The following is a 21950-nucleotide window of genomic DNA, read 5'->3' as shown; positions in this document are numbered from 1 at the left end:
AACAAAGTCAGTTCACGCGCGGGAAAAGCGCAATAGGCGCGCCCGGAGGCGGTCCCGCTCGCTTGTTCGCAGATGTGCTCCGCGCCATCATGGACTTGCCGATCCCCGCGATGGCGCGATAGCCTTTCTACCAATGAACAACACAGGGGCGGGACGGACCGGTGGGCATGGTCTTGAATACTCCGATGGCAAATTCAGCCGATCTTGCCGGCGACCGGGCGGTGATCGCCCGGGCTGAGGCTATTTCTCCCGATGTCGCCATCGCTTCCGGCGACATCGAGACCACGCGCCGCCTGCCGCCCGATCTCCTCGACAAGCTGCACGATGCGCAATTGTTTCGCTTGTTGCTGCCGCGCTCGGCCAGCGGCATCGAAACCGATCCCATCACCTTTTTCCATGTCATCGAGACCATCGCCAAGGCAGATGCGTCCACCGCCTGGTGCCTCAGCCAGGCCGGCGGATGTGCGATGTCGGCAGCCTATCTCGACCTCCCGGTGGCGCAGGCGATTTTCGGCGATCCGCGAGCGGTGCTGGCATGGGGGCCCGGCCCCCGGGTCCGCGCGGTCGAATGCGAGGGCGGCTACCGGGTCACCGGCGTATGGTCCTTTGCCTCCGGCGGCCGGCATGCCACCTGGCTCGGCGCGCACTGCCCGATTTTTGCAGCCGACGGTTCACCCAAATGCGATGCCAGCGGCGTTCCGCTCGAACGCACCATGCTGGTGCGTTCCGAGGACGTCGCGTGGACCGACATCTGGAACACCGTCGGCTTGCGCGGCACCGCCAGCGACCAGTTCGCGCTCGACGATTTCTTCGTGCGCGCCGACCATTCGATCACCCGCGAGTTCGACCGCGAGTGCCGCGAGCACGGCCCGCTCTACCGCATGAGCAACCACACCTGCTACCAGATGGGTTTTGCCGGCGTCGCCTGCGGCATCGCCCGCACCGCGCTGGATAATTTCGTCGAGACCATGCGCACCAAGGTGCCGCGCGGCGCACGACAGTCGCTGAGGGACAACGCCGTGGTTCAGTCCAACCTCGCGCAGGCGGAAGTCAACCTCCGCGCCGCGCGCTGCTACATGCTGCAGTCGATGGCCGACATCTGGAAGGACCTCCGCGCCGGCGCGACCATCACGGTGGCGCAGCGCATGAATATCCGCATGGCGTCGACCCACGCCATTCACAAGGCGCGCGAGGCGGTCGACTTCGCCTACAACGCCGCCGGCGCCACCGCGATCTTCGAGAACCACCCGCTGGAGCGCCGTTTCCGCGACATCCACACGGTCACGCAGCAACTGCAGGGCCAGCTCAGGCATTTCGAAACCGTCGGCGCCTGGATGATGGGCGTCGATGCCGATCTCAGTTTTGTCTAGGGAGAGAACGACCATGGCACTTGGCGGGCTGCAGCACTACACCATCGAACCATCCGACCTCGAGCGCACCAAGGATTTCTACTGCGACGTGCTCGGGTTGGAAAACGGCGACCGCCCGCCGCTCGATTTCCCCGGCTACTGGCTCTATTCGGGCGGCACCGCCACGGTGCATCTGATGGGCACACGCAAGCCGCGCGAGGGCATCGTGGTCCGCGGCACCGAGAAGAAGTACGAGGATACCGGCCGGCTCGACCACATCGCCTTTGCCGCGAGCGATGTCGACGGCATGCGCAAGCGCCTGCACTTGAAAGGCGTCAAATTCCGCGAAAGCATCGTGCCGCGCACCGGCGATACGCAGTTTTTTCTCTACGATCCGGATGGCGTCGGCGTCGAGTTGAACTTCCCGAAAAGCTGACAGCCGCCCCCGGAGTTCACAGAGAATCCGGCCGCATCCTGTTGGCCAGATTGTCGTTTGGCGTTTGTCTGCCCGCACCTGATGTGCAGCTGCAACACCACCCATCAAAGATTGAAGTTCCCGACAACGCCGCGAGTCGGCCATCAGTAAGGCGCGAGTTCGTCAGGGTTTCATCATCATTCAAGTGAGATTGGGAACAGCCGCGCCGCTGCGGCAGAGTAGCCGGGTGCCACGCCTTTCAACCTACCCCAGGGCATGCGTACCCGGCTATTCGTCCCCAGGTTGCGCCGCTAATCGAGCCCGCGCTCGTGGCTCAGATTGACCATTTCCTGAATGAAGACGGCCTTTTGCTTGTCGTCCAGGCTCGCAAATAACGGCTCGGCCGCGTCCGCCACATTGCGCTGATCGACGGCGCGATCATTCAGAAATTGTGCCTCATTGCGCATCTGCTCGATGATGTCGTCGGGGGGATCGCGCTTGGCGCGCGCCACCCGCAGATTGAGGCGATCGGCGCCATTGTGACCGAGATAGTGCATCGCACTGTTGAACCCGGCCCAATGCTTCTCCTGCTCGGGCGTGAGGTTCAGCTCCTTCTTGATCCGCTCGATATTGGCATCGCTGGTGGCGACGATCTGCTCGGCCGTCATCTGCGGAGCGCCGGGCTGGGTGAGGACAGCCGGCTGCGGCGGTGGCTGCTGCTTGGCGGTCTTGGTCGCCTTGCTGCCCTTCGCCGCTTTCGCCGTGTCGCCCTGCTTGGAAGCCTCACCCTGTTTGGGAGCGTCGCCCTGTTTGGCGTCCTTTGCCGCCGGCGCCTGGCCGCTCTTGCTGTTGTCATTGTTGCCGCCGGTGAAGACGCCGGTAACGCCGGTCACGACACCCACCACGCCGCCGATCGCCCCGCCGAGTACGCCGCCGACCGGGCCCGCGGCCTTGTTGCCTTCACGGACGCCCTTCTCGACGCCCTGAACAAGCTGCGCTTTCGCAGGCGGCGCATTGAGAAGCACGATGGCGGCCAACCCCATGGCCGCGCACACTTTCCAATGCGTGCGCAGTTTGGACGTCGGGCTAGTCATTGTCGGTCTCCGTGTTGGCCAGCTAGGATTGATGTCCTCGAATCTGAATCCTATCGTTTTCGCAACGAGCAAGTCCAGCCGCGGTGCCCTGCGTGGCCGCGGGCCAGAACCTCAAGGCAGTGGGCCAGGAACACGCGCGTCACGATAGCGATCCCCTGCCCCTTCGCGTTGACGGTGTCGTGTGCAACGCAATATGCGGCATCGATAGGCACCATTGTATTCCGAGCGCTGGAAATTTCGACGCAACGTTAGTCCTAGAATGTCGCACGCGTCCTTCCTCGACAGACGCATCCAATTCTGTTCTGATTGCGCAACCAAATCTTCGCGGACGCGCGCCATCCACATCTGCGCGATCACGTGAACGCCAACAAGAGCAAGAAAAATAAAACGAGGAACGCCAAGACGACAACAAGAAGCAAGCAAAGAGGGAACACCATATGTCACGCAAGAATCTTTCTCGCCGACAATTCGTTGCTGCTACTGCGCTGACCTCCGCAGCGCTCGTTACCGCACCTTACGTGCGCGGCGCCCACGCTGCAGGCAAGCTCTCGATCGGCTTCTGGGACCATTGGGTGCCCGGCGCCAACAAGGCCTCCACCGACCTCGTCAATGAATGGGCCGCCAAGGAGAAGGTCGAGGTTTCGATCGACTACATCCCGAGCCAGGGCAACAAGCTCTTGCTCACGACGCAGGCTGAGGCCCAGGCGAAGTCGGGACACGACATCATTGCGATGAACACGTGGTTGCCCCATTCACTCGCCGAAAGTATCGAGCCCGTAACCGAAATCGTCGAAGCCATCATCAAGCAAAACGGCGACGTCAACGGCACCGTGAAGTATCTCGGCGTCGCCGACGGCAAGTGGCTGGGAGTTCCCGCCTGCGTCGGCAGCCAGATCAAGGGCCCCTGCTCGCGCATCGATCTGATGAAGAAACATGCGGGCATCGATGTGCAGGCGATGTATCCGGCAGGAGAGGCTCCGAAGGCGGACGCGTGGACCACGGACGCCTTCCTCAAGGCGGCGGAAGCCTGCCACAAAGCCGGGGTTCCTTTCGGCATCGGTCTCGGTGAGACCAGCGATAACGTCGATACCGTCGGCGCGTTCTTCCTCGCCTTCGGCGCCGAAGTCGTCGATGCCAAGGGCAAGGTCGTCGTCAAGAACGACAATGTCCGTGCCGTTCTCGAATACTACAAGAAGCTGATGGCGTTCCTGCCGCCGGACGCGCCGGCCTGGGACGACGCCTCCAACAACAAGTGGCTGGTGTCGGGTCGTGGCGCCCTGATCATGAATCCGCCGAGCGCCTGGGCGGTCGCCAAGCGCGACGCGCCGCAAGTCGCCGAGCAATGCTGGACCCACGGCTTCCCGGTCGGTCCGAAGGGACGGTTTGCCCCCTTCCTTCCCTACTACTGGAGCATCTGGAAGTTCGCCAAGAACAAGGAGGCGGCCAAGAGCCTGCTGATGCATCTGTCGCAGCCCGATGCCGTCGAGAAGATGGTCAAGGCCAGCGGCGGCTACGACCTGCCGGCGTTCGAGAAGCTCACCACGCTCAAGGTCTGGGCCGAGGAAGGCCCGCCGAAGGGGACGCTGTATCACTACCCCAACCCGCACAAGCACCAGGTGCTGTCGATCTCCGCGTCGCCCGCTCCGCCGAAGGTGGCCCAGCAGATCTACACGCAGGCCACGCTGACCAAGATGTGCGTGCGCTTCTACCAGGGCGAGCCCATGGAGAAGACGTTGGCCTGGGCCGAGGGCGAGCTCGAAGGCTTCATGCGGAGCTGAGGATACGCGCCGCCGCGGCCCGGAAGCAGGGCCGCGGCGGCGCTATCCGCTTTCATGCCGATCACCGGGTCGCCGGCGCAGCGCCTGCTTTCCCGGAACAAATGAAACTCGCAGGGAAGAAGCACTATGGCCGACGTGGCAGTTCAGTCGAACAGGGTTGTCGGGGTTGCAGGAGGGCGCAAACGCTCCAGCCTGCGGAGCGCGCTAAAGCGCAAATCGACCGCGGCGTTCCTGATGACGCTGCCGCTGATCATCCTGGTCGGAGTTCTGGTGGTCTATCCGGCGTTCTATTCGCTGCATTTGGCATCGCTCAACAAATCGATGGCGCGCTTTGTCGGCTTCGGCAATTTCGAGTTCCTGTTCAAGCGCGAGACGTTCTGGCTGGTCGTCAAGCAGTCGTGCATCTTCGCGATCACGGCGGTCCTGTTCAAGGCGCTGATCGGCTTCGTCGTCGCGCATTTCGTTCACAACATCCCGGCCAAGGGCCAGCGTAAATGGCGCGGGATGCTGCTGGTGCCGTGGGTCATCCCACCCGCCATGAGCACGCTGGCCTGGCTGTGGCTGTTCGATCCGTCCTACAGCGCCTTCAACTATACGCTGTCGTTCTTCGGCGTCGGACCGATCCCGTGGACCGGTGACGCCGCCTGGGCGCGGTTCTCCGTCATCCTGGTCAACATCTGGGTCGGCGCGCCGTTCTTCATGATCATGTATCTGGCGGCGCTCAAATCCGTGCCTGACCAGCTCTACGAAGCCGCCGCGATCGACGGCGCCAACTGGTGGCAGCGAATCTGGTACGTGACGCTGCCGATGATGCGCAACATCATCGCGATCACCACGCTGTTCTCGCTGATCGTCACGTTTGCGAACTTCGACATTGTTCGCATTCTCACCGCCGGCGGCCCGCTCGACCACACGCACATCTTCGCAACCTGGGCGTTCCGCGTCGGCATCGAAGGCAGCGACATTCCGCTGGGCGCCAGCGTATCGCTGTTCATGGTACCGATCCTGGCCATCGCCGCGGTCTTCATTCTGCGGGACATCAACAAGCGCGGGAACGAAGCCTGATGAGCACCGTGACGATCGACAAGGCCGCGCCGACCCGCAAGGTGAAGTACGGCAGCATGAGCCGCGACCGCGCCTGGGCGCTGAAATGGTCGTATTTCTTCCTGACCATCTTCGCGATGTTTTCGCTGCTGCCGCCACTCTACATGCTGATCACGTCGCTCAAGAGCAGTGCCGAAATCTCGGCGGCGACCAATCCGTGGTGGGTGTTCAACCCGACGCTTTCGAACTACATCGAAATTCTCACGTCGAACCAGTTCCAGCGGTTCTTCTTCAACTCGGCGATGGTCTCGATCTTCGTCGTGACGATCACGATGCTGATCAGCGTCCCCGCGGCTTTCGCGCTGGCTCGGATGCGGTTCTGGGGGTCGGCGACCCTCGCCACCGGCGTTTTCCTGACCTACCTGATCCCGGAGACGCTGCTGTTCCTGCCGCTGTTCAAGATGTTCGCGGCCTTCGGCGAGTTCACCGGAATTCAGCTGATCAACCGATGGTATGTGTTGCTGATTGTCTACCCGACGCTGACGGTGCCGTTCTGCACCTGGATCATGATCGGCTATTTCGCCTCCATCCCGAAGGAGCTCGATGAAGCCGCCGTAATCGACGGCGCTTCATGGTTCCAGACGCTGACGCGGATATTCATTCCGGTCGCCTTCCCCGGCATCATCGCCGCGACCATCTTCGCCTTCACGGTGTCGTGGGCGCAATTCCTCTATCCGCTGGTGTTCACGACGTCGATCGACCAGCTGGTGCTGCCGGTCGGCATCATCACGACCCTCATCAAGGGCGACGTGTTTGCCTGGGGTCAGATCATGACCGGCGCCCTGCTCGGCGCGGCGCCGCCCCTCATCATCTACGCTTTCCTGATGGATTATTACATTGCCGGCCTGACCGCCGGCGCGACAAAGGGTTGATCTCATGGCTGACGTGACGTTGCGCAAGGTGGTGAAGCGTTATGACGAGGTCGAGGCGGTGCGCGGCATCGATCTCGACATCGCCGACCATGAGTTCGTCGTGCTGGTCGGGCCGTCGGGTTGCGGCAAGTCGACCACGCTGCGGATGATCGCCGGCCTGGAGGACATTTCCGACGGCGACATCATGATCGGCGGCGACGTCATCAACGACGTGCCGCCGAAGGATCGCGATATCGCGATGGTGTTCCAGAACTACGCGCTCTATCCGCACATGACGGTCGCCGAGAACATGTCGTTCGGACTGCGTCTGAAGCGCTACCCCAAGGCCGAGATCAAGAGCCGCGTCGACGAAGCTGCGCGCATGCTCGATATCGTCGAGCTGATCGACCGCAAGCCGAAGCAGTTGTCCGGCGGCCAGCGCCAGCGCGTCGCGATGGGCCGCGCCATCGTGCGCAACCCGAAAGTGTTTCTGTTCGACGAGCCGCTGTCCAACCTCGACGCCAAGCTGCGCGTGCAGATGCGGATCGAGATCAAGAAGGTTCACCAGAAGGTCCGCACCACGACGGTCTACGTCACCCACGACCAGGTCGAGGCGATGACGCTGGCCGACCGCGTGGTGGTGATGAACCACGGCCGGATCGAGCAGATCGGCACGCCGAACGAGCTTTACCACAAGCCCGCGACGAAATTCGTCGCCAGCTTCATCGGCTCGCCGGCGATGAATTTCATCCCGTGCCGGCTGGAGGAAATTGCCGGCAAGCTGCATGTCCGCCTGACCGACCGCATCGTCTTCCCGTTGCCGCCGGCCCGCGCCGCCCGCTACCAGAACGTCCCGCGATCCGACAAGCTGCTGCTCGGGCTGCGGCCGGAGCATATCACCGAGGCCAAGCAGCATGCGGAGCCCGGCGTGGAGACCTTCGACACCGTGCTCGACGTCACCGAGCCGATGGGAATGGAGACGCTGATCTATTTCACCATGGAGGGCACGCAGGTATGCGGCCGGGTCAATCCCAATGCCGGCGCGCAGGATGGCGGCCCGCTCCGATTGGCTGTGGACCTCAATAACATGCACCTGCTAAATGAGGCCTCGGGCGCCGTCCTTTGACGGCGCCATTGTGAGACCCAAGGGCAGGAAATGGCTACCAACAAGAAGAAAATCTTCATCACGGAATCGATGTCGCAGCAGGGCCGCGCGCTGCTCAACGCGCGGGACGACATCGACCTGATCGAATTTCCCAACATGATCTCGCAGGCGGATTTCAACGCCAAGCTCAAGGAACATGCGCCGGTGCACGGCGTCGCCCTCGGCGGCACCCGTTTTGGCGATCCCGAGCTTGAGTCCTCCCAGGACATGCAGGTGGTAACCCGGATCGGCGTCGGCTTCGACGCCGTCGACGTCCCGGCGCTCAGCCGCCGCAAGGTGCCGCTGATGGTCGCGGGCACGGCCAACTCGCCGTCAGTGGCCGAATGCGCGCTGTTCATGATGCTGACGCTCGCCAAGCGCGCCACTGAAATGCATGCGCTGGTCCGCGACAACCGCTGGCCCGAGCGGCTCGGCATGCTGCCCTTCGACCTCTACGGCAAGACGATTTTGATCGTGGGCTTCGGCCGCATCGGCAGCCGCACTGCCAAGCGCTGCCTGGCGATGGAAATGAACGTGCTGATCTTCGACCCCTACAAGCCGGCCGCCGACATCAAGGCTGCCGGCTGCGAGCCGGTCGCTGACCTCGATGCTGCCCTGCCGCGCGCCGACTTCGTCAGCATCCACTGCCCGAAAAATCCGGAGACGATCGGCATGTTCAATGCCGACAGGCTCAAGCGCATGAAGCCGAAAGCCTTCCTGGTCAACACCGCGCGCGGCGGCATCGTTGACGAAGCCGCGTTGTACACGGCGCTGACCTCGGGCAAGCTCGCCGGCGCCGGCCTCGACGTCTTCGAGCAGGAACCCCCGCCGGCCGGCCAGGCGCTGCTCTCGCTCCCCAACGTCATCACGGCGCCGCATGTGGCCGGTGTCACGGTGGAAGCCGTGGACCGCATGAGCGAGCAGACCGCCCGCAATATTCTCAGCGTGCTCGATGGCGATCCGCTGCGGCAGAACGTGATCAACCAGGACGTGCTCGGCTAAAATCGGTCTGTCACGACCCTGCGCGGCCGGTCCACGGACCGGCCGGCAAATGAGGTATCCGCATGGCCTTCAGGGAATACGGCAACTATGACGCGGTCGGCCTGGCGGAGCTGGTTCGGAACAAGGACATCACCGCCAAAGAGCTGCTCGACGAGGCCATCGCCCGCACCGCAAAGGTCGATCCGCAGATCAACGCGGTCGTCGTCAAGCATTACGACCATGCCGAACGCCAGGTTGCGCGCGGCCTGCCCGACGGCCCCTTCAGCGGCGTGCCGTTCCTGCTGAAGGACCTCGATCTCCTGGAGGGCACGCGCACGACGTCGGGCGCTAGCGTCCTGAAGGATTTTGTCGCCGACCACACCGGCACGCTCTCGCAACGCTTCCTCGACGCAGGTCTCGCGATCTTCGGCAAGAGCGCCAGTCCGGAATTCGGCCTGATGCCGACGACGGAGTCTCGGCTGCACGGGCCGACCCGCAATCCCTGGAATCTCGCGCATTCTTCCGGCGGGTCATCGGGCGGCGCGGCCGCGGCGGTGGCCGCCCGCATCCTTCCCGTCGCACATGCCAGCGACGGCGGCGGCTCGATCCGGATCCCTGCCTCCGCCTGCGGCGTGTTCGGCCTGAAGCCGACCCGGGCGCGCAATCCGCTCGGCCCCGATCGCGGCGAAGGCTGGGGCGGCTTCTCCTGCGGCCATGTTGTCAGCATCAGCGTGCGCGACAGCGCCGTCATGATGGACGCGATCCACGGCCCGGAGCCGTCGAGCCCCTATGTGGCGCCGCCGCCGCAACGGCCGTTTGCGCAGGAAGTCAGCCGCGACCCCGGAAAACTCCGCATCGCCTTCACCGACAAATCGCCCTATGGCGACGCCATCGATCCGGAAATCGCGGCGGCCGTGCGCGAGATCGCAGGCCTGCTGGCGGAGCTCGGCCATCACGTCGAGGAACGGGCGCCAGTGCTTGCCGCCGACCCGGCCGCAGTCATGGCCACCATCGTCGGCGCCAACACGGCGCTCACGGTGCGGCTGATCGAACAGCGGCTCGGCCGCGCCGCGACCCAGAACGATTTCGAAAGACTGACGCTGGCGAGCGCGCACAACGCGGCAAAGACCAGCGCGACCGACTATGTCGCCGCCCAGCTCGCCGCGTTCCAGATTTCGCGCGCGCTGGCGACGTTCTTCGAAAGCTGCGACGTTTTCCTGTGTCCGACCTTGTGCGCGCCGCCGCTGCGAATTGGCGAGCTCGACACCATGTCGGAAGACCTGTCGCACATCGCCCCGATCCTGCGCCGCTACATGCCGGGGACGTCCATGTTCAACATGTCCGGGCAGCCGGCGATGTCGGTGCCGCTGGCCTGGAACAAGGCGGGCTTGCCGCTCGGCATGATGTTCTCGGCCCGGTTCGGCGATGAGGCGACGCTGTTCCGGCTCGCCGGCCAGCTCGAACAGCAGCGCCCTTGGCGGAACATATTACCTCCGGTCTGTGCGTAACGTCTGCCGCAAAAACGCCAAGATTTGACAAAGCGCGGCCGGATCGGCACTGAAGAATGTGCACCGGGCGGAAGTGGGACACCGATTCCGGAAGACATAACTCGATCCGGAGGCTGAACCGTGACTTATGGCGACCCGACCGACCATGCCCTGGCGACCATCGCCAGCATTCTGGAGCCGCCGGAAAACCGCCGCGACTCCGAGAAAGCCGCGATTGCAGAGCAACGGCCTGCGGTCCCCCCGCCGCTTCCCACAGCACCTGCCCCGGTCGAGGCACACGGTTACTCGAAGCATGGTCCCGGTCCGATGGCCGCGATCCGTTTCAAATGGACGGTCCGCCTCGACCATGGCGACTATTATGTCGACGAGACGATTGGTGAAAATTCCGCGCCTGTCGTCTCAGGCCCGATGTCGCGCGAGGCCGCGATCCAGATGGTCGACGATTGCGAACGCGACGCACGCCGACGCTTCGAGCAACTGAAGAGCGAGATGAGCGGCCGCGGCGCAGCGGCGTAGCCGCGCTCCGACGCATTATCGCGGCGGCCCGAACAAATCCTTCTTGGCGATATCGACACCGGTATCGATGTCGGCGCGCGGCAGCCCCAGCACGAAATCAAGCACCGCCAAGATCTGCGCCTTGAGTTCGCAGTTTCATCTGTTTTCGCCGTAAATTGACCGCTCCGCGCGTGCTATTTAAACTGCCGCGATCGGGTTTGAACCCAGAGCCGCTAGTACACGACTCATACTTTGAAAGTGATCCGGATCACGTTGGGCGAAGCTATCGCTGCGTAATAGCTTTCCGGGGTTCCCTGCTCAGGAGGTCGCAATGAAGAAGAGTCTCGCTATCGCTGTGCTGTTGCTGGCGAGCAGCCTCACCGCCGCGCAGGCGCAATACAAGTTCGAATATGGTGGCCACACCATTACGATCGATCCGGATCGCGGCACGGTTCAGATTCCCGGCGTCTACGACAACACCGGCAAGAAACCGAAACGCCCGCGCGGCGAGGAAGGCGATCTCGATCGTCCGGCCCGGAAGACGCCGCAGCAGGCGAAGTCCACGCCGCAGGCCGTGCCAGAGCCGGCAGCTCCGGCTGCCGCACCGCCTGCGCCAGCCCCTGCGCCGGCAGCGCTTGCACCAGCTGCTCCTGCTCCCGCACCGGCCGAGCAGGCGGCTGTCCCACCGGCACCGCCGCCTCCCGCCCCCGCTCCGCCCGAGCCCACCACAACGATTGTGATCGCGCCGCCACCCCCGGCGCCGGCGCCTGCACCTGCTCAAGCCGTTCCGGCTGCCCCGCCGCCGCCAGCTGCCGTCGCCGCACCTGCGCCGGCGCCACTTCCGCCGCCACAGAAACAGGCTGCCGCTCCCGCAAGTTCAGCCGTTTCGCCGTCGAACTCGCCGCTCGGCGTCTGGCTGACGGAAGAGAAGGAGGGCAAGGTCAGAATCGAAGAATGCGGCTCCAACCTCTGCGGCTACGCGGTCGACAAGAAGTCGAACCAGAACGGCGAGCAGGTGCTGATCAACATGAAGCCCGGCAAGGACAAGTGGAGCGGCCGGATCTTCGATCCGAACAGCGGCAGCACCTACGATTCGACGATCGCCCTGAAGAATACCGATACGCTGCGCGTGCAGGGCTGCGCCTTTGGCGGCATGTTCTGCGGCGGCCAGACCTGGACCCGCGTCAACTGACCGGCGTGTGACGCCGGGCACTCCCGGGAGCTCAACAAAAGCCCTGCGGAAACGCGGGGCTTTTTTTGCGTGACAACAGTCACGGTGACCCGGCCGCCGCTGTGAGATCGTGTTCGTGTCCAAACCAAAAGGGGCTCGTCATGATCACGTCTTCAAAATCTCTGATCGCCGCTTCGCTGTTTGCCGCCGCACTGGGCTTCGCTGCACCGTCCGCCGCCGCGACGTTCGACGGTGACTGGAATGTCCAGATCGTCTCCTCGAACGCGGCCTGCCCCAGCGGCGCGTCGGTCTCGATCGAAATCAACAATGGTCAGGTCGCCTCGAACAGCGTGGCCGTCACCGCATCCGGCCGCGTCGCCGACGCCGGCAACATCAGCGTCACGCTGGCAAACGGCGTCAAGCGTGCGGTCGGCACCGGCCGCCTCTCGGGCACTTCCGGTTCGGGCACCTGGCGCGCCGCGCTTTGCTCGGGCACCTGGACGGCGCAGCGGATCTAAATTAGCTGTGGCCCGACGATCGTCTGCAATTTACCCGCAGCCGAACCGAGACGGGCACGTGAATTGCACTGCCTCGGTAAGGCAGCGTGGAAGAGCAGGATGCTGGGAATACCTCGTCGCTACAGTCACTTCGTCTTTGGCGTTATTCAGTCCGGCCTGACGTCGGCCATCGCGGCCGCGATAGCCAGCCTGCCTTTCAGCGCAACAGGTTCCTTCACCGTGCACTGGCTGCAGGCTTGGCTGGTCTCCTGGCTCTTGATGCTGCCGGTGGTGATTTTTGCAGCCCCAGCGATCCGCCGCTTGGCGCATGCGGTAACCCGCGAATGAATGAGGCACGTGTCGATACGCGCTTCATACAAGCGGCTAAACGAGTTCGGGCCTAACCCACCTTCGACGAATATTCCGCGTCTGTCACGTGCTCCATCCAGGTGACATAGCTGCCGTCGGCCGCCTCCTGCATGGCGATGTGGGTCATGGCATTGGTCGGCGACGCGCCATGCCAGTGCTTTTCACCGGGCGGTATCCAGACGACGTCACCGGGGCGAATTTCCCTGATCGGGCCGCCCTTGGTCTGCACCCGTCCGACGCCCGAGATCACGTAGAGCGTCTGGCCGAGCGGATGCGTGTGCCAGGCCGTGCGTGCACCGGGCTCAAAGGAGACGCGCGTCGAGGCCAGCCGCGCCGGCGCCTCGGTCTGGATGATCGGATCCTGCAGCACCGTGCCGGTAAAATATTCAGCCGGCGCCCGAAGCGTCGGCCGGGAGCCTGCGAGATGGATGTCCATGGAGTTGTCTCCTTTTTCTGATCTTATTTCTTCGTCGCCGCGTAACGCGCCTTGGTCTCGGCGTTCATCGGATAGAGGCCGGGCAACGCTGCGCCGTTGTTCACCTCGTTGACGATCCAGGCTTCCATCCGCTCCTGCTCCGGCCCTTCCGCCAGCACGTGATCGAGCATCGCCTGCGGGATCAGCACGGCGCCATCCTGGTCCGCGACCACGATGTCGTTCGGAAATACCGCGACCCCGCCGCAGCCGATCGGCTCGCCCCAACCGACGAAAGTCAGCCCGGCCACCGAGGGCGGGGCGGCAAAACCATCGCACCAGACGGGAAGATGGGTGCCGAGCACGCCTTCGATGTCGCGCACGACGCCGTCAGAGATCAGCGCAGCCACCCCGCGCTTGACCATCCGCGCACAGAGAATGTCGCCGAAAATGCCGGCATCGGCGACGCCCATGGCGTCGACCACGGCGATGCAGCCCTTCGGCATGGCTTCGATCGCGGTGCGGGTCGAGATCGGCGACGACCAGGATTCCGGCGTCGCGAGATCCTCGCGCGCCGGCACGAAGCGCAGCGTAAAAGCCGGTCCGACCAGCCTGGGCTGCCCCGGCCGCAGCGGCTTGGTGCCGCGCATCCAGACGTTTCGCAGGCCCTTCTTGAGCAGAACGGTGGTGATGGTGGCGGTGGACACGCCGGACAGGGTTGCGACGGCTTCGGGGGAAAGGGACATCTGGGATGCAGGCTCCGGAGGGATGATCGATGAAGTCGCGCATCTTGCGAAGCGCGGGTGGTCCGTCAAGGGCTCTCGGAAAGGCGTTCGATCACAATGCCTTATCGCGGGCATGCATATTAATTTATTGAACTTGCTGATTAATTTCGCATCTGGCGAATTCCACTCGCAGCCGAAACACGCTACAGCTTCAGGCGAGCATGATCCGGAAAAGTGGGCACCGGTTTTCCGGTGAGATCATGCTCAAAAGCGAAAGCGACGAGACCGTTCGGAAACCATGACCTCGACGTTCCCCCCGCCCCGCCTCTTGCCGAGTGGCGACAGTGCCATCACGGTGGAATTCAGTCGCAATATCGACGATGTCGCCAACCGGCGGGTGCTGGCGCTCGACCGCGCCATGGCCGCCGAGCCGGTGACCGGCGTCACCGAGACGGTGCCGACCTATCGCTCGCTGTTGGTTCACTACGATCCGGTACAAGTCGACTTCGACCGGCTGGGCGGTCAGATCCTCACACTCGCGCAGCGGCCGGTGCCTGCAGCAACCAACACACGACGCTGGCGGATTCCGGTGTGCTATGGCGGCGAGCACGGCATCGACCTCGAGGACGTCGCCAAGACGCTCAACATCACGCCGGAAGAGATCGTAGCGCGCCATGTCGCCGGCGACTACCGGGTCGCCATGATCGGCTTTACCCCCGGCTGGTCCTACCTCAGCGGGCTGACCGAAACCCTGCACATGCCGCGGCGGCAGAACCCGCGATTGCTGACGCCCGCCGGCACGGTTTCGATCGGCGGCGTCCAGACCGGCGTCCAGTGCCTCGCGGGTCCGAGCGGCTGGCACCTGCTGGGACGAACCGCCGTCCGCACCTATCAGCTTCATCGCGATCCGATCTTCCTGCTGGAGCCCGGCGACAACATCACCTTCACCCCGGTCGATGCCAAGACCTTCGCCGACCAGGATCGCGCGGCCGAAGCGGGCGAATTCATCGCCGAGCAGATCGCCTCATGAGTTCCCTCGTCATTGACTCGATCGGGCCGGCGAGTTCGGTGCAGGACGGCGGACGCCCGGGCTCGCAGCGTTACGGCCTGGTGCCGAGCGGCGCGATGGACCGGCTGGCGCTGGCGGCCGCCAACACGCTGGTCGGCAATGAACCCTTCACGGCGGTCGTCGAAGTCGGACCGTTCGGCGCAAAGTTCACCGCGCGCGGCGGCACGGTGCGCGTCGCGATGGCGGGAGCGTCGCGCAATGCCGATATCGCCGGCCGCACCGTAGCATCCGATATGTCGGCAACCCTGGCCGAGGGCGAGACGCTCACCCTCGGCTTCGCCCGCGGCGGCTCGTTCAGCTATCTCGCGATTGAAGGCGGCATCGAAGGCGAGCCGAAGTTCGGCAGCCTCGCCGTCAATGCCCGCGCCGGGCTCGGCAGCCCCTACCCGCGGCCGCTGCAATCCGGTGACGCGTTGCAGGTAAAGGCGGCCAGCGGCGCGCCGGAACGGCGGATCGAACTGCCGGCCGCGAGCGAGGCGCCGATCCGCATCGTCTGGGGACCGCAGGACGACGAGTTCGCCGGGGACACCAAAAAGCTGTTCGTCGACAGCGAATGGAAGATCTCGCCCACCAGCGACCGCATGGGCTACCGGCTCGAAGGCCCCATGATCAAGCATCTGCACGGCCACAACATCGTATCCGACGGCACCGTCGACGGCAGCCTGCAGGTGCCCGGCAACGGCCAGCCGATCGTGCTGATGCGGGACCGCGGCACCAGCGGCGGCTATCCAAAAATCGCAACGGTGATATCGGCCGATTTCGGCCGGTTCGCGCAGACCCCCGCCGGCCAGCCGTTTCGTTTCACGGCCGTCAGCATGGCGGAAGCCCAGGCAGAGGCGCGCAAATTTGCGGAGCTGCTGCGCACCCTGCCCGAACGGCTGCGCGCCATCGAAAGCGTTGATCTCAATATCGATGCGCTGCACGATGCCAATGTCGCGGGCCACGCCGTCAGCGCCGTCGATGCCGGAACCTGGCACGCCGAAGCGCTGGCCGGCCCGGACTGATTACGTCGATCCACCCACGAGAAGCGGACCAACAACATGGCAACCATCGACCTCAATTGCGATCTCGGCGAAGGATTTGGCGCGTGGGAGATGGGCAATGACGCCGCGATGATCGAACTGGCGACGTCGGTGAACGTCGCCTGCGGCTTTCATGCCGGCGACCCCGACATCATGCGCCACACGGTCGAACTGGCAAAGGCGCGCGGCGTCAGCGTCGGCGCGCATCCCGGCTACCGCGACCTCCACGGCTTCGGCCGGCGGCCGATGCCGGGCCTCACATCGTCCGAGATCGAGAATTTGATCGCCTACCAGATCGGCGCGCTGCAGGCGATTGCGACCGCGGCCGGCTACAAGGTCACCCATGTCAAGGCGCACGGCGCGATCTCCAATGTCGCCTGCGAGGACGACGTGACCGCGCGCGCGATCGCCAACGGCATCAAGGCCGTCGATCCCAACCTGATCTTTGTCGTGCTCGCCAATTCAAAACTGGTGCAGGCCGGCGAAGCCGCCAATCTGCCGATGGTGCACGAGGTGTTCGCCGACCGCGCCTATGGCGACGATGGCTTGCTGGTGTCGCGGAAGAAGCCGGGCGCCGTGCTGCACGACGCCAGCGAGATCGCCGACCGAGTCGTGCGGATGGTACAGGACGGCGCGGTGGTGTCCGTGACCGGCAAGGTGATCAAGATGCGAACGGATACCGTCTGCATTCACGGCGATACGCCGGGCGCGGTCGAGATCGGGCGTAAGGTGCGTGAGGCGCTGAGGGATGCAGGGATTACGGTGGCGCCATTCAAGACGAAGATCTGATCGGTAGGCGGGCAAAGGAGCGAAGCGACGTGCCCACCATCCATCATCGAATTCGCTGCGAGATGGCGGGCACGGCGCGTTGCGCCTTTGCCCGCCCTATCAGCCCCTAAAACGGATGAACCGAGAGCGTCCCGAACACGATGGCAGCAATGAGCGCGAACGCGCTGTAGAGCGCCGCGGTGTGAAAACCCGTGCTCGCGCGGCGCGAACGTGCAAGAAGGTGCAGGCGGGCTTCCGCCGATAGTTCGCGCATTATCGATCTCCAACGCGTCATGGGCTGCATATGGAAGATCGTTTGTGGCGGGATTCAAGGCGGCTGGTAAAATAGCGATGCGGACGCTTCCGGTCGCACGGTTTTGAGAGAAAAATTTCTCTCCAGCCGACAGAGGCGAGAATTTTATTCGCGCCGTTTCGGTGCCGGTCGCACGTCCGATCCCAACCACGCACTGCACCACTACCTCGCGGAAGGCACGGCCTGCCCCAGGGTCACGCCTTCGAGCTGTGCACGCTTGCGGAACCAGTCCATCACGATCTTTGCGGCCTTCGTGGGCTTCTGATGAGCCGATCTCGCCAACCAATAGCCTTTCTCGCTGGAAAGCGTGCAGGGCGATGCGAGCTGCAGGTGTCGTTGGGATAATTCCCTGACGACGAGCGCCGAATGGACCAGTGCAACGCCGGCGCCGTGAATCGCAGCCTCCACCGCGAGATGCGCGTGGCTCACAATGGTCTCCGCGCGTTCGCCTGCCGCTCGCATCCCGGCAGCGCCCAGCCACGAGGTCCAATCATCCGTTCGTTCGACGTGGATCAGAGGAAGTTCGCGGACGATCTTTGATCCATTGAGCCGATGCTCTCGAACCAGCTGCGGGCTGACCACCGCAACAAGTGGCCCGCCAAAAAGCAGATCCGTGGCCGCGCTGGGCCAGTTGCCGTCGCCAAACCTCACAACGAAATCGACATCGCCTGCAGAAAGATCGGATAGCTCCTCCCTGGCCTCGATGACCAGACGGATGGCCGGCTGATCGGCTCGAAATTCGCGAAGGCGAGAGCTCATCCACCGCGTGCCAAATTCGGCGATACGCCGATACGTACCTCGTTCTGCTCCTTCTCGAACCGCCGGGCCTCCCGCTCAATCGCATCAAGCGCCGTGCGCGCAATCGCAGCCAGCTTTGCCCCTGCCGGCGTGATCTCCAGATGCTGCGGGTGCCTGCGGAATAAATTGACACCCAGATGGGCTTCCAGCGACCGGACCTGTCGGCTCACCGCACCAGGCGTGACGCAAAGCTCGACCGCTGCGCTTGCAAAGCTGCAGCGGCGCGCGGCCGCCTCAAAAAAGCGGAGGGCGTTGAGGGGTGGGAGTTTCCGTTTTGCCGGACTTAGCATGAGTTTTCCTACCGGTAGGCCGACGACACATCGTTTGCGATCTTCGAGCGCAGGAGTCATCTGACGATCGAGACTCAACAAAGGACCCTACCAGCGATGGATATCGTCGAACAACGCTTGCATGCAGCCGGTCTTGTCCTGCCTCCACCCATTGTCCCGGCCGGCAATTACGCTCCCTTCACGCGCAGCGGCAACCAGCTGTTCATTGCCGGCCAGCTCTGCTACGGGCCGGATGGCCAGGTGGCGAGCCAGCATATCGGTCAAGTCGGCGTGGACGTGTCGGTCGAGAATGCGACGATCGCCGCCCGCTGTTGCGCGCTGAATATTCTGGCTCAGGCCAAGTTAGCCCTGGGAAGTCTTGAGCGGATCGAGCAGTGCCTGCGCCTGTTCGGATGCGTCAATGCGGCATCGCCATTTCCTTCCGTCTCGCTGGTCATGAATGGCGCATCGGACCTTCTCGTGCTGGCGCTGGGAGACAAGGGCCGACACGCCCGGATGACCATCGGGTGCCTGCTGCCGAGAAACGCGGCCGCCGAAGTGGAGGCGATATTCGACGTTCGGTGAACATGATGCTGGTCAGCATCGGCGAGAAGCAGATGGGTGTCATGATGCCGGCTCTTGGGGCCAAAGCGGACTCACGGCAGGACACGTTAGCATCCGGTTATGCTATGACTCTTTAGCGGACAGTTGCCGCTTTTCGGCTGCGCTCAGCCTACGCTCCAAATCTTAAACTTCATCGTTCCGTCAGAACTGATTGCACAGGACGCCCAACCGTCTGCGATACGAATTTCTGACGCTTTCGAATCAGATGACCGTGCTGCTTCAATAAGTCGATCACGCGTCGCAATAGCTTCCTGCCAAGCTGGACGACCTCTTCCAGGAAAAAAACTGCGAAAGCCCATTGTAGCAAGCAACGCTGCATGTGAGATCGATTCCGGATCCGCGGTTGTCGCTTCGGCAATAAACGTCATTGGCCAGTCATAAGACCAGCATGTGAATGTCGCCCGCACGTCATCGAACATCACGATTTCAAAGGATTGACTACTGGCATCTTCCAGAGATTTCACGCGTGTCGGTTGAAATTTCGGCAATGGCTCCTGACGTTCGGCGGCATCTTGAATCATTATCGCTTTGAATTTATCGCATTCGCTTGCGTGCGCAGCCATCGGCGAGAGCGCGAAGAACGTTACTATGATGAAGTCCTTGATCATTCTCATGTCACGGCATCCATTGAACGGTCGGTGCGGATCAGCAGCAAGTGTTCACTAGGAAAACGACTGTGATCTTCGAAAATAATGCGGCTCACTCCAGACTACTAGGGCCTGCTTTAGCCCCTCAGCGGACCTCATTGACACGCAGAAACTTGAACGACGCGTGATCGACTGCGCCCCGCACAAATGCGCACAAAGGAGGACGAGGCCGTACTCCGCCAATGGTCGACTGGCCTATTTTTGTCGGAAAAGGCACTTGCACCGACCGCTGCGCGTCCATTTAAGCTGCCGCCGTGGATACGGGGCTCACGAGGTAGTCAGAATGCCGTCTGCGAATGTTGCTGCGAATGCAGCATTAGTTATTGGGCTGCTATCACCCTTCTTCGTCGCGTTGATGCCGGATTACAAATGGTTGTTTGGCGCTCTATTGACCATTGGCGGGCTATTTGCAGCGTCGCTTTGGATCATCGGAGCGGCCGTTGATGCTGAAGCTGCCACACCAAACGAAAGTCTCGATACTCAGCTTGGGTACGCAATTAATTTCTGGGAGGTCGTGATTGCTGCATCGCTGCTTGCCATGAGCACAGCGGTCAGCTCTGCTCCAAGAATGGGCCTTTTTACTCTTGTGTTCCTGCTCGGTTTTGCACCGCTTGCTGCACAAGCTGACGACCGACTGGACCCCGCCACACCCGGCGCTTGCTCGTATTCAAGCCCATCTCGATCATTGCAAGGAACTTCAACCCGGCAATATCAACGAGATGCTTTGCGCGATCGAAGCCGATAGCGCCGTTGATACTCTGCTTAACGCGCTGTATGGCAAGATCGTCGCGAAGCTCAAAAAGGCCGAAGATCCTGAACATGACATCGAGGACCGCAAAGAGCTACTAAGGCGGTTAGTGGCGTCAGAACGTGCGTGGATCACTTACCGTGAAGCAGAATGCTCCCATGCATCCGCCGACATGCTGGGTGGAAGTGGTGAAAAGACCATTCTTGCACAGTGCAGGCTTTCGATGAGGCTTGACCGCGTCAACACCCTCTTTCGATTCTATAAGGTCAGAGCTCCCGACATCGCGAGCGAATAGTGGACTGGCGAAAGGCTTCTTAACTGTCACTATCTGCCAAGCCATAAGTTGAGTATGTTGGGCTATGCAATCCAGAGTTTTTCGTTTCGGCTGGCAAATTGGGGCATCTGATGGCCATTGTCTACAAGCGCGATTTCGTCACGTCAGGCAAATTCCTGGCGTTGCTGGCCGTTCCACTTGGGTTGCTTGCTCTTCCTCTGTTCGTGGTCGCCTACCTGCACCTCTCAATCATATTTAGTCCACCAGCCTATTCGGCAAGCGTTGTTATTCCCGAACTCAACACGACTATCAAACTAGACTTCTATTGGGTGTGGGATGAAACGCAGGAGAGCGGCAGATATCTGACGGTTTCAACCCAACAGAGGTCTGTACGAAGTCAGATAGGCGGATCTGATTGGGTGCATAACGCTCGAACAAGCGTCTATGTAACAGCTGAACGCAATATCGCAGTCCTAGGTCCTATGGAAACCGACTACGTTATTGATCCGCGCAAGGTCGAGCTGAACAGTCTATCTCCGTACGCATCAAGCGTCGGCTGGAAATACATCGGCGCGTTTGATATTGCCGGCCCCACGCTTCAATTTTTTCCAGCTTCGCGACAACCCGAGTGCATCCCGATGCCCACGTCGCGCGACGAAAATTGGCCGAAAATGTCTCGTGCCGAGTATCGGAAGCAGAACTGCTATTCGCGCACGACCAGCTAGCGATTGTTCTGCCGGGTGGCCTTCGCATCGGCGCGAACGGCAATATCGCATTTTGGTCCATCGCATCAATCGGCGCTGCCGCACGAATTTGGTCGCGATGGGGCCAAGTCGGACGTCGTCACCCGTCACATGACGCCGCCCGCGCTCATAGGTGCACAACCTAAAGGGCAGTCTAGACAACATCGTGTGGGTCTCAACTCAGCATCGCGACTAACTGACTGATGTCCGTCCCTGTGAGCCCTTGCCGACGTCGCCTCCGCGTGGTTCTCATCGTTAGATGGCCTACTTTCGCGATCTCTCTCCATACCAATATGGACATTGGGATGTAGTGCGTGGCGCACAAAACGTTGGTTGGTTGGCCCTCGGCCACACGTTTCAAACTGGACAGGCTCTACAGAGCGATCTCGATCTGCTTTGGGCGCACTGCAAGGTAGCGATACACGCGACGCGGGGTCTGCACTCCTGTGAGTTTTGCTCAGATTGGAGCTCGGAAGGATTTCGCGTGATGCGCAATGGCGAGACGATAGTGCTCGGCTACTCGGAAATCAGAGTGATCGGCCCTTCAGGACAATCTTATGCTGCGCCGAGCCTGATCTATCACTACATCGACAAGCATTCCTACAAGCCGCCTGACGTCTTTGTGGCGGCATTGCGGACCGGGCCGCGCCCGCCGTCGGAGGCATATTTTGAGGCGTTGAAAACGCGTGAGTTGGAATGGGGGTCAACAGTCCGCTGAGGCCCATCGCATCAAACGGCGCTGCCGCGCGAATTTGGTCGCGATGGCGCGCGGACGTCGTCAC

26 protein-coding genes are annotated in these 21950 nt (G+C 62.5%); 19 read left to right on the top strand and 7 right to left on the bottom strand.

Translation table 11 applies throughout. The features are described 5' to 3' along the window. Positions 1 to 185 precede the first annotated feature (185 nt). Together QUH67_RS17825 and QUH67_RS17820 are read left to right on the top strand one after the other, a co-directional pair. Entirely contained in the window at positions 186 to 1370 is a 1185-nt protein-coding gene (locus tag QUH67_RS17825; protein WP_300940094.1) for an acyl-CoA dehydrogenase family protein, read from the top strand. A 13-nt stretch (positions 1371 to 1383) separates the two neighbouring features. Next, entirely contained in the window at positions 1384 to 1785 is a 402-nt protein-coding gene (locus tag QUH67_RS17820) for a VOC family protein (RefSeq protein ID WP_300940093.1), read from the top strand. Positions 1786 to 2075: 290 nt separating this feature from the next. Here the strand turns inward: QUH67_RS17820 and QUH67_RS17815 are convergent, their stop codons facing one another. Beyond that, a complete protein-coding gene (locus tag QUH67_RS17815; RefSeq protein WP_407080332.1) occupies positions 2076 to 2858 on the bottom strand; it encodes a Spy/CpxP family protein refolding chaperone in 783 nt (260 codons plus the stop codon). A gap of 437 nt (positions 2859 to 3295) precedes the next feature. On the opposite strand from QUH67_RS17815, the gene QUH67_RS17810 reads away from it, so the two are divergent. From QUH67_RS17810 to QUH67_RS17765, 10 genes are all read left to right on the top strand, one after another. Next, a complete protein-coding gene (locus tag QUH67_RS17810; protein WP_300940092.1) occupies positions 3296 to 4636 on the top strand; it encodes an ABC transporter substrate-binding protein in 1341 nt (446 codons plus the stop codon). Positions 4637 to 4762: 126 nt separating this feature from the next. Beyond that, positions 4763 to 5701, top strand: a complete 939-nt coding sequence (locus QUH67_RS17805) for a carbohydrate ABC transporter permease (protein WP_300940091.1) — start codon at positions 4763 to 4765, stop codon at positions 5699 to 5701. Next, positions 5701 to 6612 carry a carbohydrate ABC transporter permease gene (locus tag QUH67_RS17800; protein WP_300940090.1) on the top strand — a complete coding sequence of 304 codons (912 nt, stop codon included), beginning with the start codon at positions 5701 to 5703 and terminating at the stop codon, positions 6610 to 6612. The genes QUH67_RS17805 and QUH67_RS17800 overlap by 1 nt, the downstream gene beginning before the upstream one ends. A gap of 4 nt (positions 6613 to 6616) precedes the next feature. Further along, a complete protein-coding gene (locus tag QUH67_RS17795) occupies positions 6617 to 7717 on the top strand; it encodes an ABC transporter ATP-binding protein (protein ID WP_300940089.1) in 1101 nt (366 codons plus the stop codon). A gap of 30 nt (positions 7718 to 7747) precedes the next feature. Then, complete coding sequence (locus QUH67_RS17790; protein ID WP_300940088.1) at positions 7748 to 8737, top strand: hydroxyacid dehydrogenase; 990 nt, start codon at positions 7748 to 7750, stop codon at positions 8735 to 8737. A gap of 62 nt (positions 8738 to 8799) precedes the next feature. Next, positions 8800 to 10224, top strand: a complete 1425-nt coding sequence (locus tag QUH67_RS17785) for an amidase (RefSeq protein WP_300940087.1) — start codon at positions 8800 to 8802, stop codon at positions 10222 to 10224. Between the two features lie 120 nt (positions 10225 to 10344). Then, positions 10345 to 10740 (top strand): hypothetical protein, encoded by a 396-nt coding sequence (locus QUH67_RS17780; protein ID WP_300940086.1) that lies wholly within the window; start codon positions 10345 to 10347, stop codon positions 10738 to 10740. 310 nt (positions 10741 to 11050) lie between these two features. Next, on the top strand, positions 11051 to 11911 hold the full coding sequence (locus QUH67_RS17775) for a DUF2147 domain-containing protein (RefSeq protein WP_300940085.1): 861 nt from the start codon (positions 11051 to 11053) through the stop codon (positions 11909 to 11911). 140 nt (positions 11912 to 12051) lie between these two features. Then, positions 12052 to 12408 (top strand): hypothetical protein, encoded by a 357-nt coding sequence (locus tag QUH67_RS17770; protein ID WP_300940084.1) that lies wholly within the window; start codon positions 12052 to 12054, stop codon positions 12406 to 12408. Positions 12409 to 12507: 99 nt separating this feature from the next. Continuing rightward, complete coding sequence (locus tag QUH67_RS17765; RefSeq protein ID WP_300940083.1) at positions 12508 to 12735, top strand: DUF2798 domain-containing protein; 228 nt, start codon at positions 12508 to 12510, stop codon at positions 12733 to 12735. 52 nt (positions 12736 to 12787) lie between these two features. On the opposite strand, the gene QUH67_RS17760 is transcribed toward QUH67_RS17765, so the two are convergent. Together QUH67_RS17760 and QUH67_RS17755 are read right to left on the bottom strand one after the other, a co-directional pair. Then, positions 12788 to 13192 (bottom strand): (R)-mandelonitrile lyase, encoded by a 405-nt coding sequence (locus tag QUH67_RS17760; RefSeq protein WP_300940082.1) that lies wholly within the window; start codon positions 13190 to 13192, stop codon positions 12788 to 12790. 23 nt (positions 13193 to 13215) lie between these two features. Continuing rightward, positions 13216 to 13914, bottom strand: a complete 699-nt coding sequence (locus tag QUH67_RS17755) for a ribonuclease activity regulator RraA (protein ID WP_300940081.1) — start codon at positions 13912 to 13914, stop codon at positions 13216 to 13218. A gap of 277 nt (positions 13915 to 14191) precedes the next feature. On the opposite strand from QUH67_RS17755, the gene pxpB reads away from it, so the two are divergent. The 3 genes from pxpB to QUH67_RS17740 are packed head-to-tail and all read left to right on the top strand — an operon-like array spanning position 14192 to position 16773. Further along, positions 14192 to 14923, top strand: a complete 732-nt coding sequence (gene pxpB, locus QUH67_RS17750) for a 5-oxoprolinase subunit PxpB (protein ID WP_300940080.1) — start codon at positions 14192 to 14194, stop codon at positions 14921 to 14923. Then, positions 14920 to 15966, top strand: coding sequence for a 5-oxoprolinase subunit C family protein (locus tag QUH67_RS17745; protein ID WP_300940079.1), 1047 nt, complete (start codon positions 14920 to 14922; stop codon positions 15964 to 15966). The genes pxpB and QUH67_RS17745 overlap by 4 nt, the downstream gene beginning before the upstream one ends. Positions 15967 to 16002: 36 nt before the next feature. Next, entirely contained in the window at positions 16003 to 16773 is a 771-nt protein-coding gene (locus QUH67_RS17740; protein ID WP_300940078.1) for a LamB/YcsF family protein, read from the top strand. Between the two features lie 106 nt (positions 16774 to 16879). On the opposite strand, the gene QUH67_RS17735 is transcribed toward QUH67_RS17740, so the two are convergent. The 3 genes from QUH67_RS17735 to QUH67_RS17725 all read right to left on the bottom strand — a co-directional run bounded on the left by QUH67_RS17735 (position 16880) and on the right by QUH67_RS17725 (position 18213). Beyond that, positions 16880 to 17026 carry a hypothetical protein gene (locus QUH67_RS17735; protein ID WP_300940077.1) on the bottom strand — a complete coding sequence of 49 codons (147 nt, stop codon included), beginning with the start codon at positions 17024 to 17026 and terminating at the stop codon, positions 16880 to 16882. 201 nt (positions 17027 to 17227) lie between these two features. Further along, positions 17228 to 17824 carry a LysR substrate-binding domain-containing protein gene (locus tag QUH67_RS17730; protein ID WP_300940076.1) on the bottom strand — a complete coding sequence of 199 codons (597 nt, stop codon included), beginning with the start codon at positions 17822 to 17824 and terminating at the stop codon, positions 17228 to 17230. Then, positions 17821 to 18213 carry a LysR family transcriptional regulator gene (locus QUH67_RS17725; protein ID WP_300940075.1) on the bottom strand — a complete coding sequence of 131 codons (393 nt, stop codon included), beginning with the start codon at positions 18211 to 18213 and terminating at the stop codon, positions 17821 to 17823. Before QUH67_RS17725 ends, QUH67_RS17730 begins: the two co-directional genes overlap by 4 nt. 36 nt (positions 18214 to 18249) lie before the next feature. Here QUH67_RS17725 and QUH67_RS17720 point away from each other — a divergent pair, with 36 nt between their 5' ends. After that, positions 18250 to 18717 carry a RidA family protein gene (locus tag QUH67_RS17720; RefSeq protein WP_300940074.1) on the top strand — a complete coding sequence of 156 codons (468 nt, stop codon included), beginning with the start codon at positions 18250 to 18252 and terminating at the stop codon, positions 18715 to 18717. 143 nt (positions 18718 to 18860) lie between these two features. On the opposite strand, the gene QUH67_RS17715 is transcribed toward QUH67_RS17720, so the two are convergent. Then, the gene (locus QUH67_RS17715; RefSeq protein WP_300940073.1) at positions 18861 to 19370 is read right to left on the bottom strand and encodes a hypothetical protein; all 510 of its coding nucleotides are present in this window, start codon (positions 19368 to 19370) and stop codon (positions 18861 to 18863) included. A gap of 644 nt (positions 19371 to 20014) precedes the next feature. Between QUH67_RS17715 and QUH67_RS17710 the strand changes: the two genes are divergently transcribed. The 3 genes from QUH67_RS17710 to QUH67_RS35090 all read left to right on the top strand — a co-directional run bounded on the left by QUH67_RS17710 (position 20015) and on the right by QUH67_RS35090 (position 21886). Further along, a complete protein-coding gene (locus QUH67_RS17710; protein WP_300940072.1) occupies positions 20015 to 20446 on the top strand; it encodes a lysozyme inhibitor LprI family protein in 432 nt (143 codons plus the stop codon). Between the two features lie 110 nt (positions 20447 to 20556). Next, positions 20557 to 21150: a hypothetical protein gene (locus tag QUH67_RS17705; protein WP_300940071.1), complete on the top strand. Its 594-nt coding sequence runs from the start codon at positions 20557 to 20559 to the stop codon at positions 21148 to 21150. Between the two features lie 277 nt (positions 21151 to 21427). Beyond that, positions 21428 to 21886: a DUF7919 family protein gene (locus QUH67_RS35090; protein WP_455423964.1), complete on the top strand. Its 459-nt coding sequence runs from the start codon at positions 21428 to 21430 to the stop codon at positions 21884 to 21886. Positions 21887 to 21950 lie beyond the last annotated feature (64 nt).

The organism is Bradyrhizobium roseum, from assembly GCF_030413175.1.
In the GTDB taxonomy this organism is placed as follows: domain Bacteria; phylum Pseudomonadota; class Alphaproteobacteria; order Rhizobiales; family Xanthobacteraceae; genus Bradyrhizobium; species Bradyrhizobium roseum.
Note: the sequence above shows the minus strand (reverse complement) of the source record. Positions and strands in the feature narration are given on the sequence as shown.